Consider the following 12,631-nt stretch of genomic DNA (forward strand, 5'->3'; position numbering starts at 1 on the left):
GAGCGGACGTTCCCTTCTTCCTTTCTGGAGGTACAGCCTACGTTGAGGGTATAGGCGAGCGGATAACTCCTATAGCCGATTATTCGGGAAAGATACTGGTCATAGCCAAGGGCAGGGAGGGAGTATCCACTGCTAAGGCTTATAGCAGGATCGACGCACTTGCTTCTCCCCGGCACCCAGAGACGCAGAAGCTTGCAGAAGCTGTGATAAGTTCTCCGAAGACGGCTTATCAATACTTCGGTAACCTTTTCGAGCAGGCTGTGGAGCTCCCAGAGGTGGAAGACATAAAGAACATCATGCTTGACGGCGGTTCGTTCAGAGCCGTTATGACAGGAAGTGGATCGGCTGTATTTGGTGTATTTGGCTCTGCGGGGCAGGCTGAGACATGTGCGAAGCAGCTCAGGAGCAGAGGGTATTTCGCCTGCGTATGTGAGACCGTCCCAAGGAGCTTCATTATTGTCGACGAACAGTAAAATGCAGAAAAATCCCTTTATCCCTAGAGAAAGACAAGACCTCGTGGCAGAGCGGCTCTGATTAATATTTTTGGCATTTTGATGAAAATTAACAAAATCTATTGACAAGTCTGCTCATTTAAGTTATAATTATGATACAAAATCGAAATATATTCGGTTTGATTATACTTTTGCTGAAAGGTGTTGAATAGTAATTATGGGAAAATTTATCATCAAGGCTATAAAGACCGGATATACATTCAGTCTTAAGGCAGGTAACGGAGAGATCATCGCTATGGGCGGAGAGGTCTACAATACACTGGCAAGTGCAAAGAATGGTATTGCAAGCGTTGCTAAGAACGCTCCTGTTGCTAATCTTGAGGATCAGACAATCGAAGGCTTCCAGTCACAGAGCAATCCGAAGTTTGAAATCTTCAAGGACAAGTCAGGCGAATTCAGATTCCGCCTTAAGGCAAAAAACGGTGAGATCATCGCCGCCAGCGAGGGTTATGTCAAGAAGGACAGCTGCAAGAAGGGCATTGCCAGCGTAAGAAAGAATGCTGTTGATGCTCCTGTTATTGAGCCCGAGCCTGAGAAAAAGTAAGCCTTTGACAGAAAAATGCTGCATGCTCATGTAGCGCATATAAAGTATTTTAAGCCGCGGTGTTTTTGTTCTTGTGAGCAGGGATACTGCGGTTTTTTGGTAAAATCAGGGGGATGTTGATATGAACGGAAAAATAAAGACAGTGCATCGTATACTGCTGACCGTGAGCATACTTATACTCGGTGCAAGTTTGGTGTTTTACCTTATAAAGTGGGAAGACTTTCCGGAGGAGATAGGTGTTCATTTTGGCTCTGATGGTAGCTTCGATGTGGTAGCATCAAAGTTTTTCGGCTTTTATCCTCATCTGATAGGCAGTATCGTTATTGCAGGCATTGCGTTTTCATGCCGTCTTATCGGCAAAAGGAAGACAGGTCTGAGGATAAGTGAAAAGGGTGAGGAGCATTTCAGGATAGAGCTTTGCCTGACTCTTGACTGCATAGCTTTATTGGTGAGCCTGTTTTTTGCATTGTGGTCATTAAGTGTATCACTGCAACAGTCTCTTGATACTGATAAGGTGTTGCTTATTCTGGGGCTTATAGCAGTTGCGTCAGTTGCAGGAGTTATGGCGGAGATAGTCACATATATAAGGCACAGAGAAAAAGCGAGGAAAGCCGCTCCCTCTGGAATTTTCCACAGGCTGTGCCGCTTGATACCGTGGCTGCTTACCGCAGGAGCGGCGGCGGCGCTGGCGGAGTGTTGGGAGCGCTATCCCTCTGATGATGCGCTTTATGATGATCCTGCATACCATGGATTGGTCTATTCGGCTAATTTTGACGTTTATTACGACAGAAAGTTCCTGCTAGCAGCTCTGCTCGCTGTCCTGGGAATGCTAATAGTAGTTGAAATAATATCTGTCAGAGAGGCAAAGGCTGGGAAACAGCCTCTTGTTTCGCTTATCGACAGACTCAAGCTGCTGACGGGAGTATTCTTCTTCTGGTGGTATTTGCTGCTTATGTCAGAGTTCGCTATAGGACCGGTTTCTGTTAGTGTATTTGCACTGCTGTGTATGATTTCTTTTGTGTTATATGCCAGAAGCCGCAGGGCTGACGGATAAAGGCTGGGGACTGTGTTCCTTAGCCTTTTTTTGTTTTTTCACTATTGACAATACCTGTATAATTAGTATATAATATACCTGTAAGGCGTCCTTTCAGTGTGTTAGCAGCGCTGAAAGGGTAAACGCGCCGTTACGATACTGCTCTCTCCCGTGAGTCACCACCGATGGGAGCAAATACTATGAAATTTTCAAAAATGCATGGCATTGGCAACGACTATATCTATGTGAACTGCTTCGAGGAAACAGTCATCGAGCCTGAAAAGGTATCGGTGATACTCAGCGACAGGCACAAAGGCGTAGGCTCGGACGGGCTTGTGCTCATTATGCCTTCGGACAAGGCTGATTTTCGCATGAGGATCTTCAACGCCGACGGCTCCGAGGCTATGATGTGCGGCAACGCTACACGCTGTATAGGCAAATACGTTTATGATATGGGACTTACCGACAAGACCGACATTACACTAGAGACAAACTCAGGCATAAAATATCTCAGACTTTATACGAAGGACGGAAATGTCAATTCTGTCACTGTGGATATGGGAAAGGCTATACTCGTGCCTAAGGATATTCCAGTGAACAGCGATAAGGAGAGCTTTATCCGCCAGCCTGTTGAGGTCTGCGGAAAAACGTGGGAGCTCACCTGCGTTTCTATGGGGAATCCCCACGCAGTCATCTTCACTGAGGGGATAGCTGGGCTCGACCTTGAAAAGATAGGTCCTCACTTCGAGAACCACAGTCTCTTCCCGAACCGTGTCAATACGGAATTTGCAGAGATTATCGACAATCATACCCTTAATATGCGCGTGTGGGAACGTGGTAGCGGCGAGACCTTCGCCTGCGGTACAGGCACCTGCGCAACGGTAGTAGCGGCAGTGCTCAATGGTATATGCCATTATGACGAGGAGGTACTCGTTCATCTAAGGGGCGGAGACCTGCGCATTACTTATAAGTCCGACGGAACTGTCCTTATGACGGGACCTGCCGAGTACGTTTTCGAGGGAACTGTTTCCGATGAGTTCATAAATAAAGCAAAGGAGAATGTTGTATGCCACAGTTAAACGAAAACTTTCTCAAACTTGAGAAAAACTACCTTTTTATAAATATCGCCAAGAAGATAGCAGCCTTTAAGGAGCTTCACCCGGAGGCTGACATCATCAGAATGGGTATCGGAGACGTTACCCTTCCCATCGCTCCTGTGGTCATAGAAGCCATGAAGAATGGTTGTGACGAAATGGGGGTGAAGGAGACCTTCAGAGGCTATGAGGACAGCGGTGCAGGCTATGATTTTCTGCGTGAGGCTGTATCGCGCTATTACAGTAGCTTCGGAGCAGACGTGTCTCCAGAGGAGATAAGGATAAACGACGGTGCCAAGTCGGATTGCGGAAATATTGTAGATATCTTCGGCGACGGCAATACCATACTTGTTACTGACCCTGCATATCCCGTATACGTTGACTCAAACCTCATGAGCGGCAGAAAGATAATCTATGCCGACTCCAACGAGGACAACGGCTTTGCAGCTATGCCAGACTCGTCGGTACATGCCGATATCATCTATCTCTGCTCTCCAAACAACCCCACAGGCTCGGTGTATACAAGAGCACAGCTTGAGGAGTGGGTAGCCTACGCAAAGAAGAACAATGCCGTTATCATCTATGATTCGGCTTATGAAGCATTCATCACCGACAAGGACGTTCCGAGGAGCATATTTTGCATAGAGGGTGCTAAGGAGTGCTGTATTGAAATGTGCTCATTGTCAAAGACAGCTGGTTTTACAGGTATGCGCTGCGGTTATACTGTAATACCCGATGCGCTTAAGGTAACAGCAAGCGACGACACTATAGTTTCCGTTGCACAGATATGGGGCAGACGTCAAGGCAGTAAGTTCAATGGTGTTTCCTATCCGGTACAATGTGCAGCAGCAGCCGTTTTCACCGAAGAGGGACTCAGGCAGGTGCACGAGAATATTGCTTACTATCAGGAGAATGCCCGAATCATATCCGGTACGATGAAAAAGCTGGGTGTTAAGTTTACAGGCGGCGTAAATTCACCGTATATCTGGTTCAAATGCCCGAAGGATATGAAGAGTTGGGACTTCTTCGATCTTATGCTCGAAAAGATAGCCGTAGTTGGTACTCCGGGCGTTGGCTTTGGAAAGAACGGCGAGGGTTGGTTCAGACTGACATCCTTCGGTGACAGACAGCGTACTATTGAGGCTATGAAACGCTTTGAAAAACTTGTTAATGATATGAAATAACATTAAAAGGGCGGACTTCCGCCCTTTTATTTTTGCCTGGATAGAAGGTAGTCCGCTTTTATTCAAAAAAATCTATTGACATATCGCCCAAAATAATATATAATAATAGTGTTGTATTTATTTGCATAATATTACTATGGCAGTATATGCAGCTTTGTTTTACATCATTATCCGCAGTCTGAAAATAAATATAAATAAGCGGGTAAAATATGATTTAGAAACAAATCTTGGGCGGGGATATAAGGTCCGTCTATTTTTTGCCGGCTGAGGAATAAGGCTCAGCTGTTGATCTATATATTTACAAATGAATAAAATAATGCGGCATTTACCGCCTTTAAGTAATAATTAAAAATTATGATACAAACTTTTGATTATTTTTACGAAAAAGGAGGTAATGCACTGTATGTACCCAGGTCTTGCTATCGCTCTTATTCTCATAGCGCTTGCAATAGGCGTAGGCATAGGCTATGCTCTTTTCTTCAAAAAGGGCGTGGAAGCAGGTGTTGAAAAGCGCAAGCACGACGCAGAGGCTATTGTAGGCTCTGCCGAGCAGCAGGCTGAACGTATTGTCGAGGACGCCGAAAAGGATGCCGACAATAAGAAAAAAAGCGCTCTCATCGAGGCTAAGGACGAGATACATAAGCTCCGCACCGAAGCGGATAAAGAGATCAAGGATCGCAGAGCAGAGCTGTCACGTCAGGAAAGACGTATGCAGCAGAAAGAGGAGAATTTAGACAAGAAGACAGATAATCTTGAGAAAAAGGAGGATATGCTCAATCAGAAGATAAAGTCTGCTGACGAAAAGCTTAAGGAAGCCGATTCCATAAAGAAGAGTCAGATGGATATACTTGAGCGTATCTCCGAATTCACAAAGGATCAGGCTAAGGAGTACATCATCTCAAAGCTTGAGGACGACCTCGTACACGAAAAGGCTGTGAAGATAGCAGCCTACGAGCAGCAGATCAAGGACGAATGTCAGGAGAAGGCAAGAAGCTATATCTCTCTTGCTATCGCTAAGGTAGCTGCCGATCAGGTGTCAGAGGCAGCAGTCTCCGTTGTCCCTCTCCCAAATGATGAAATGAAGGGCCGTATAATCGGCCGCGAAGGTCGCAATATCAGAACACTTGAGACACTGACAGGCGTTGATCTCATCATCGACGACACTCCCGAAGCGATAACTATTTCCTGCTTCGACCAAATAAGACGAGAGGTGGCAAGGATAGCCCTTGAAAAGCTCATAGCTGACGGACGTATCCATCCCACACGCATCGAGGAAATGGTCGAGAAGGCTCGACGAGAGGTAGAGTACCGCATCAAGCAGGAGGGTGAACGCGCAGTTATTGAGACCAATGTTCACGGTCTTAACCACGAGCTCATAAAGCTCATCGGACGTCTTAAATTCCGTACAAGTTACAGGCAGAACGTCCTCGATCATTCTATCGAGGTCGCAAAGCTCTGCGGAGTTCTTGCTTCCGAGTTGGGCGTTGACGCGAATATCGCAAGACGCGCGGGACTTCTTCACGATATCGGTAAGGCTCTTACTGCCGAAATCGAAGGCTCTCATGTTCAGATAGGTGTTGACGTTTGTAAAAAATACAACGAAAATCCTGTTATTATCCACGCTGTTGAAGCTCATCACAATGACGTTGAGCCGAAGACAGTTATTGCCTGCATAGTTCAGGCAGCCGACGCTATCTCAGCTGCAAGACCTGCCGCAAGAAGCGAAAACTACGAAAGCTATATCAAGCGCCTTCAGAAACTTGAGGAGATATGTAACTCTTATGAGGGCGTTGAGAAGTGCTTCGCTGTACAGGCAGGCCGCGAAGTCAGGATCATGGTTACACCCGAGGTCATCAACGATGAGAAGATGATCCTTGTGGCAAGGCAGATTGCTCAGCAGATCGAGACTGAAATGGACTATCCCGGACAGATCAAGATCAATATTATACGCGAGAGCAGAGTTACTGACTACGCAAAATAATGCATCTTACTGCGGAACGTTATGTTTGCGCAGTCGTCTTGGCTGTCGGGCTTTATGCTCGACAGCCTTATTTTATATGTTTATAACTGATTCAGCGGTTTTATCAGCTATGGATGTTTGTAATTGCCTGTTATACCACACTTGCGCAGCCTGTCAAGGCTGAATTAGCGCTTGAAAGGAAACTTTGACAGACTGTATGAGTGTAGTGTGAGGCAATTAATCAAATGGCTGTCACCCTTCGCCCTCTAAAAAACAGTATATTATTATTTCACTGTGCAGACCTGGGGAGATTCCCCGTGCCTTCAGAATGAAATGGATATAGATGTTATGTATATAGAGGGGGCTGTAAAATGATTAAAAAAATATGGGGGATTTTTGCTTCGGCTGCGGCTTCATTGCTACTTGTTGCCTTTTCAGCGCCTGTGATCGCAGGAGCTTCATGGAAGCAGACTGGTATTATGGGCGACCTTAACAGCGACGGCATGGTAAATGTCGCCGACCTTGTGGTGCTGTCAAAGCACCTACACGGTACTGAGGTACTTGGCGATACCGCCATCTTTACCCTTACCGAAGGCGCAAGATACACTCTTAGGCTCGACGGGAAGACCGATACCCCTTTGAGAGCCGGAGAAGCCTGGATACAGAAGGCAGATATGGATCAGAATGGTTCGATAGAGGTGTTTGACTTTGTTTATCTGCGTAAGACAGTGATATCGGACATTCCTCTGGGACAGATACTTTGCTGGGAGGAGGAAACGACAACTTCCACTACTTCCATTACAACAACTACTACCACTAATACTACGCAAAAGGAGTTCATCACTCCTCCGCTTAAAAATATGTATGGCAGTATGCCTTCGCAGGGGGACGTCAATATGCTGATATTCTATGTTGACTTCCCAGACTGCAAGTTCAAGTATGAGCCTTCTGTGGAGACGATAGAAAGCATTGCCTTCGGGGAGGAGAATGAAAAGTCCTCAGCATATCCCTTCGAGAGCCTCACCGCTTTCTGTTCGAGAGCTTCAAAGGGGGCACTCAATCTCAGCGGACAGGCTTACAGGTATACCTGTAAGGAAAATGTCGAGCAGTATCACGGAGATGTGTTTAAATCAAAATTTACTACTGAAGTCATAAGGAGCATGGATAAGGATGTAGATTTCAGTAAATATGACTCAGACGGCGATGGCGTTATAGACATCATCCTCTTCTGTGTGCCGGATACTGACGATACTGATGAATGGTGGCCCTGTGCAGGTGAGTACTTAGGTGAAGACATGCTCGCTCCTGACGGTGTCAAGCCTGGACATATCATAACAGGAGACGCTGTAATAGAACAGTTTGATAACTATGACGGCTTTGTATCCACCTTTGCCCATGAAATGGGACACTGCATGGGACTTCCCGATTACTATCTCTATTCTGGTGAGGAGTGTGAGGGTATGCATGGCTCTGCTGGATATGATCTTATGGACGAGGCTTACTCGGATTACTCTGCTGTGTCAAAACTCATGCTTGGCTGGCTGAAAGAGGATCAGGTGCTGATATATGACGAGACCAAGGGCGAACAGAGTTTTATACTCACAAACGGACAGTCTGACGAAGGCAACTGCCTTATCATACCGCGTAAGCACTTTGACGGAAGCTACAAGACAGAGTTTTTTATACTGGAGTATCTTACCCTTGACGCGAATAACAGCAAGATAGCAGAGCGTTTTTTCTGGCGTCCTGTGGGAAGCGGTATAAGCGTAAAGCACGTTGAAGCGTCTGTGTACGGAACTTACTGGGGCTCATTCTTTAAGTATGAGAGTGGAAATGACGAGAATACCAAAAATGATGAGGGGCGCCGTTTTGTAAGACTTGTCAACGACGGAGACAAGGACAATTTCTTCAAGGATGGTTATCTGGTGTCAAACAAGTATCCCGGCTTCGCATGGTATGACGATGACGGCTATGAGACCATAGACCCCGGCGTTGTAGTAATGATAAGAGAGAATGATAATAATACGTTTACCGTTACGGTAACAAAGAAGTGAAACCAAGTATAATGCAGGAAGGAATAAATACCAATGGCAAAAACGATAAAAAAAGACCCTAAAACCATTTTTCATACAACAGAGAAGTCGAATTTTATTTTGAACATGACCGAGGAGCAGTATTCAAGGCTTGCTTCATGGGGACTTGTTATAGGAATGTTCCTGATGCCGCTGTTCACTATTTTCCCAGAGATAAACGATTATAAATTTTCGTATGCCATGACTGCCGGCGGACTTGCCGTGGCAGGCGTAATAAATATGATACTCGCCATTATAGCCATTATGAAGAAGTATGTTCCCAAAGCGGCAATGCTTCCTGTATGTGCTTTCGGAGCTATGACAGCATGGGGAATAATCTCACTTATCAACGGCTATGACTTAGGAGTAGGTTTTTACGGTTTTACTGAAAGATGTGAAGGACTTCTTGCAATCGCTTTCTATGGATGTTTTTTTATAACAGCAATAACCATCAAGCGCAGGAGCGCTGTTAAGCGTGTGATTAATGGTGTAATAGCGGTAGGAGTTCTGAACAGTATCATATCCCTGATACAGATATTTACAGCGAATCTTACTCACTATGATTATGTAGGCTGGAAAAGGGGAGGGGATCATATCTTCCTGAATGCAGCCTCTGGACTTTCAATGTCTCCGCTATTTTTAGCAATGCTGCTGACTCTTTCTCTGACGGCTGCACTTATAGCCTTTGTAAACACTGACAGCAAAAGGGGCAGGCTGATATATCTTGTTGTGGCTGCACTATTTTCGTTCGTAATGATGTTCACATATTCGCTTCTTGGCCTATGCGGAGCAGTCTTTGCTCTTATAGCAGCAGCAGTAGCGGTATTTATGCTAAAAGCTCCCAAACTTCGTCTTATAATCCTGCCGGTTTCGGTTGCATTCGCAGGTCTTGCAGTATGTTTAATAAACACCGGACTTGTAAAAGCTACAGATTCTTACAAGTTGTACGACGGAAGGATAGCATGGTATGCAGACGGATACATGAGAACAGGAGCTTCTGGACCAGTTGATGAGTCTGTTCTTGATATCGATGATACTTCCACATTCTACTGGTATACCATTGACAAGACGATGAATATAATAGGCGACAATAAGCTGGTGGGAACAGGTCCCGAACAGCTTGCCTATCCTCAGCTGAAATCAGCAGCAGGCTATGCTGATGTCATTGATATGATACACGACCCAAAAAATAGGATGGTCTTCGACAAGGTGTATGACGAGTACCTGTATACAGCGGCTACACGGGGAATCCCCTCGCTTATAGCACTTATAATGATACTTGCACCGGTGCTCGTTATAGGTGCAAAAGCAGCGCGAAAGAAGAAGTATGCTGAGATACCTGTGCTGTTTGCGATGACCTTGAGCGGAGTTCTCCTCTTCTTCATCGGATGTAGCAGTATAGCCTATGCTCCGGTATTCTGGGCAGTGGCAGGAGCCTCTTGCGCAGAGTTTGAAAACGATGCTGCACCAGCAGCCGGGAATACCAACAATAAAAATTCCAGAGAAGAAAGCGAAGAGCCTGAGAAGGTAGAGACAAAGACAGCAAATACCATAAAAAAAGGCGGAAGAAAATCAAATAAGAAAAAGTGATAAAAAGCAGCCTGATAGCTTGACTCTCAGGCTGCTTTTTACGCAATATAGGCATATAATGCTAATTAGTAAGTGCTGGCTAACAAAAAAGTATTGATTTTTTACTCAGATATGTTAAAATGAAAATACGAGGAGCGCAGGCTCCCGAATAATACGGAGGTGTATGTATATGGCATATATTATTTCTGACGATTGTGTAAGCTGCGGCGCTTGTGCAGCAGAGTGCCCTGTAGGCGCTATCTCTGAGGGTGACGGCAAGTACGCTATCGACGCAGACGCTTGCGTAGAGTGCGGCGCTTGTGCAGGTGTATGTCCTGTTGGAGCTCCCAGCGCTGAGTGATCAAAAAAAGGACGATAAGCAGTTCCACAGAGGGAACTGCTTATTTTTTGCCTTTTTAGCCGCAGCAGCCTGAACGGACTACAAAGGAGTTGCAGTCTGTACATTCTGGCACAGTGGGGTCCTTCTCGTGGGTTCCTACAGATATGCAGTCGAGAGTGCAGTAGTGCTCCGATACAAGGTTGTGACGGCACTGAGCAACATCACATTTTATGCTTTTATTTTTCTTCTGTTCGTCCATGATAATATCTCCGTTCTGATTATTGGATCCGCATCGGACCGTAAATAGTATTTCCCTGTTTTTTTAGGATATACGTTTTAATTGTGAACAAAATCAAAATTATTTGTTACAGCATGAAAACAAATATTCGTAAATATTGACTTTTAAAAACGATTGTGATATTATTGTCATAAGGAGCGCTGGCTCCGAGTGATATAACATTATGGAGGGAATTACTATGTTTGAAAACGGAAACAACAATGAAATGAATAACGTTCAGTTCGACAATCAGTTTTCCGGCGGCTATGATACCACCGTTACAGGCGTTGACAATGTCACGAAAAGCGGCAGGGGCAAAAAGGCTGCTCTGATAGGGGGTATATCGGCAGCAGTTATCGCAGGCGGATCAGTAACTGCCTACGCAGCATCGGATACTGTAAAGAATCAGGTAAAGCTCCGTCTGAGTAAACCCGAGAATTATTACGCATGGGTAACTGAAAAGAATTCCAAAACCATAGGTGAAACTGTCAGCGAATACTATAAAGAGCGCCTTGAACAGTACCAAAAAGGACAGTCGATAGATGTAACCTTTTCCTATGAGCCTTCTCAGGAGGCAAAGGATATCGCTGCTGAAGAGCTTGACGGCAGAAAAAGCGACGAATTGGAGCAGCTTCTTGATATCGTTAAAAATACCGACAGGTATTCGGCCACTGTCAACGGAAAGACGAAAAAGGGAAACTCCGCTTCTAGTGCTAGCTTTGAAATGGACAGCAAGCACATTTTAGGTATAGATATTGCCTTAGATGCAGATGCTATGGAGTATTTCTTCCGTATACCCGAGCTCAAGGATCAGTGGGTATGCCTAAACGTGAATATGGACGAGCTGGAGGATGAGTACAGTTCATACAGCAGAAGAACTAATATATTTGACACTTACAAGGCTGCTCTTGAGGATCCTGCTTCCTTTATCACTCCTGAGGAACTGGAGGATGCAGTAAACAGATATGCCGGGGTATGGGGCAATTTTGTTGACAGTGTAAAAATAGAGAAGAGCGAGCAGCTGGACGTGTGTGATATACAGGTAAAGTATACCGTAGCTACAGTTTCTCTTACCGAAAAGGATATGGACAAGCTCGGTTTGGAGTTCCTGAAAGAAGCAAGAGAGGACGAGGTCCTCAGAAGGATATTTGTTGACAAGCTCGGAGAGTTTGACAGCGAAGCCGAGTTCAGGGAAATGATCGACGATGAGATTGAGGATATCGAGGAGGATCTTGAAGAAAATGATTACGACGGCGAGATATTTGCTGTTATAGATACATATATTGACCCTTCCGGCAATATCCGCGGTTTCCGTGTGACAGACGAAGATGATGAAGTGTCTGTTACAGCGATATTCGGCAAGGACGGTGACAATATCAGAGGCGAGTTCGTTATGTCCACCGATGACGAAGATGATGATTTTCGCGTACAGCTTAGTGCTATTGAGGACAAGAAGGTATACAGTGGCGACATCAAGCTTTTCTACACCGACTACGATTATCACTATGACGAGGAAGAAGAGAAATACGTATCAGGCAACATTGCAAAGACCGCAGTTCTCAATTTCAGCGGCGTAGAGCTCAAGGACGAGGACAAGATGTACTTCAACGGCGACTTCTCGCTTGAAGTACCTGACTTTGAAATACCTGTAAATATATCATGTAGCACAGATGGCAAGAGGGAGACTATTTCCTACAATATATATATAGATGATACCGACTATGGTAGATTATTGATTGACTATGCACTTGATTTCGGTGTAAACTTTGATATCCCCGACAAGGGCGGTGCATTTGTTGTCAAGGCGACCGAAATAGATGATGTTGAAATAGAGGATTATATCAACGAAAAGGACCTCAAGGCATTTATAAAGCTTACACTTGAGGACATCGGCTTCAAGGAGGAGTCAGCCCGTGAAGCAGCCGACAGTTTCGTCAATGGCTACAACAGACGCAAGGAACAGCTCAGTGGCTATGACTGGGACGACGAGGATTACGACTGGGACGATGAAGATTTTGACTGGGACGATGAAGATTTTGACTGGGA

10 protein-coding genes and 1 pseudogene are annotated in these 12,631 nt (G+C 45.2%); 10 read left to right on the top strand and 1 reads right to left on the bottom strand.

Annotated features, from left to right (window positions below):
* The 9 genes and pseudogenes from J6U00_RS13860 to J6U00_RS13900 all read left to right on the top strand — a co-directional run.
* Nucleotides 1–473 (top strand): annotated as a pseudogene (locus J6U00_RS13860) (4-(cytidine 5'-diphospho)-2-C-methyl-D-erythritol kinase); the annotation flags it as partial.
* A gap of 196 nt (nucleotides 474–669) precedes the next feature.
* Nucleotides 670–1,056, top strand: coding sequence for a YegP family protein (locus J6U00_RS13865; RefSeq protein WP_296582793.1), 387 nt, complete (start codon nucleotides 670–672; stop codon nucleotides 1,054–1,056).
* Nucleotides 1,057–1,177: 121 nt separating this feature from the next.
* Nucleotides 1,178–2,110: a DUF1648 domain-containing protein gene (locus J6U00_RS13870; RefSeq protein WP_296582795.1), complete on the top strand. Its 933-nt coding sequence runs from the start codon at nucleotides 1,178–1,180 to the stop codon at nucleotides 2,108–2,110.
* Nucleotides 2,111–2,289: 179 nt separating this feature from the next.
* On the top strand, nucleotides 2,290–3,168 hold the full coding sequence (gene dapF / locus J6U00_RS13875; protein ID WP_296582797.1) for a diaminopimelate epimerase: 879 nt from the start codon (nucleotides 2,290–2,292) through the stop codon (nucleotides 3,166–3,168).
* A complete protein-coding gene (locus tag J6U00_RS13880; RefSeq protein ID WP_296582799.1) occupies nucleotides 3,156–4,367 on the top strand; it encodes an LL-diaminopimelate aminotransferase in 1,212 nt (403 codons plus the stop codon). The genes dapF and J6U00_RS13880 overlap by 13 nt, the downstream gene beginning before the upstream one ends.
* A gap of 403 nt (nucleotides 4,368–4,770) precedes the next feature.
* Nucleotides 4,771–6,348, top strand: a complete 1,578-nt coding sequence (rny, locus tag J6U00_RS13885; RefSeq protein ID WP_296582802.1) for a ribonuclease Y — start codon at nucleotides 4,771–4,773, stop codon at nucleotides 6,346–6,348.
* 350 nt (nucleotides 6,349–6,698) lie between these two features.
* Nucleotides 6,699–8,381, top strand: a complete 1,683-nt coding sequence (locus J6U00_RS13890) for a dockerin type I domain-containing protein (RefSeq protein WP_296582804.1) — start codon at nucleotides 6,699–6,701, stop codon at nucleotides 8,379–8,381.
* A gap of 33 nt (nucleotides 8,382–8,414) precedes the next feature.
* Nucleotides 8,415–9,989 (top strand): hypothetical protein, encoded by a 1,575-nt coding sequence (locus tag J6U00_RS13895; RefSeq protein ID WP_296582806.1) that lies wholly within the window; start codon nucleotides 8,415–8,417, stop codon nucleotides 9,987–9,989.
* 169 nt (nucleotides 9,990–10,158) lie between these two features.
* Nucleotides 10,159–10,329 carry a 4Fe-4S binding protein gene (locus tag J6U00_RS13900; protein ID WP_296582807.1) on the top strand — a complete coding sequence of 57 codons (171 nt, stop codon included), beginning with the start codon at nucleotides 10,159–10,161 and terminating at the stop codon, nucleotides 10,327–10,329.
* Nucleotides 10,330–10,384: 55 nt separating this feature from the next.
* On the opposite strand, the gene J6U00_RS13905 is transcribed toward J6U00_RS13900, so the two are convergent.
* Nucleotides 10,385–10,567, bottom strand: coding sequence for a DUF1540 domain-containing protein (locus tag J6U00_RS13905; protein ID WP_296582809.1), 183 nt, complete (start codon nucleotides 10,565–10,567; stop codon nucleotides 10,385–10,387).
* Between the two features lie 217 nt (nucleotides 10,568–10,784).
* On the opposite strand from J6U00_RS13905, the gene J6U00_RS13910 reads away from it, so the two are divergent.
* Nucleotides 10,785–12,631, top strand: a 1,847-nt coding sequence (locus J6U00_RS13910; protein ID WP_296582811.1) for a hypothetical protein, incomplete at its 3' end; no start/stop codon positions are given.

The sequence above is a fragment of the Ruminococcus sp. genome, assembly GCF_017650195.1.
Lineage (GTDB): Bacteria > Bacillota > Clostridia > Oscillospirales > Ruminococcaceae > Ruminococcus.

Coding starts and splice junctions, on each gene's coding strand:
- rny (WP_296582802.1), top strand. CDS start 4,771: ATGTACCCAGGTCTTGCTATCGCTCTTATTCTCATAGCGCTTGCAATA.
- J6U00_RS13900 (WP_296582807.1), top strand. CDS start 10,159: ATGGCATATATTATTTCTGACGATTGTGTAAGCTGCGGCGCTTGTGCA.
- J6U00_RS13890 (WP_296582804.1), top strand. CDS start 6,699: ATGATTAAAAAAATATGGGGGATTTTTGCTTCGGCTGCGGCTTCATTG.
- J6U00_RS13870 (WP_296582795.1), top strand. CDS start 1,178: ATGAACGGAAAAATAAAGACAGTGCATCGTATACTGCTGACCGTGAGC.
- J6U00_RS13880 (WP_296582799.1), top strand. CDS start 3,156: ATGCCACAGTTAAACGAAAACTTTCTCAAACTTGAGAAAAACTACCTT.
- J6U00_RS13895 (WP_296582806.1), top strand. CDS start 8,415: ATGGCAAAAACGATAAAAAAAGACCCTAAAACCATTTTTCATACAACA.
- J6U00_RS13865 (WP_296582793.1), top strand. CDS start 670: ATGGGAAAATTTATCATCAAGGCTATAAAGACCGGATATACATTCAGT.
- dapF (WP_296582797.1), top strand. CDS start 2,290: ATGAAATTTTCAAAAATGCATGGCATTGGCAACGACTATATCTATGTG.
- J6U00_RS13905 (WP_296582809.1), bottom strand. CDS start 10,567: ATGGACGAACAGAAGAAAAATAAAAGCATAAAATGTGATGTTGCTCAG.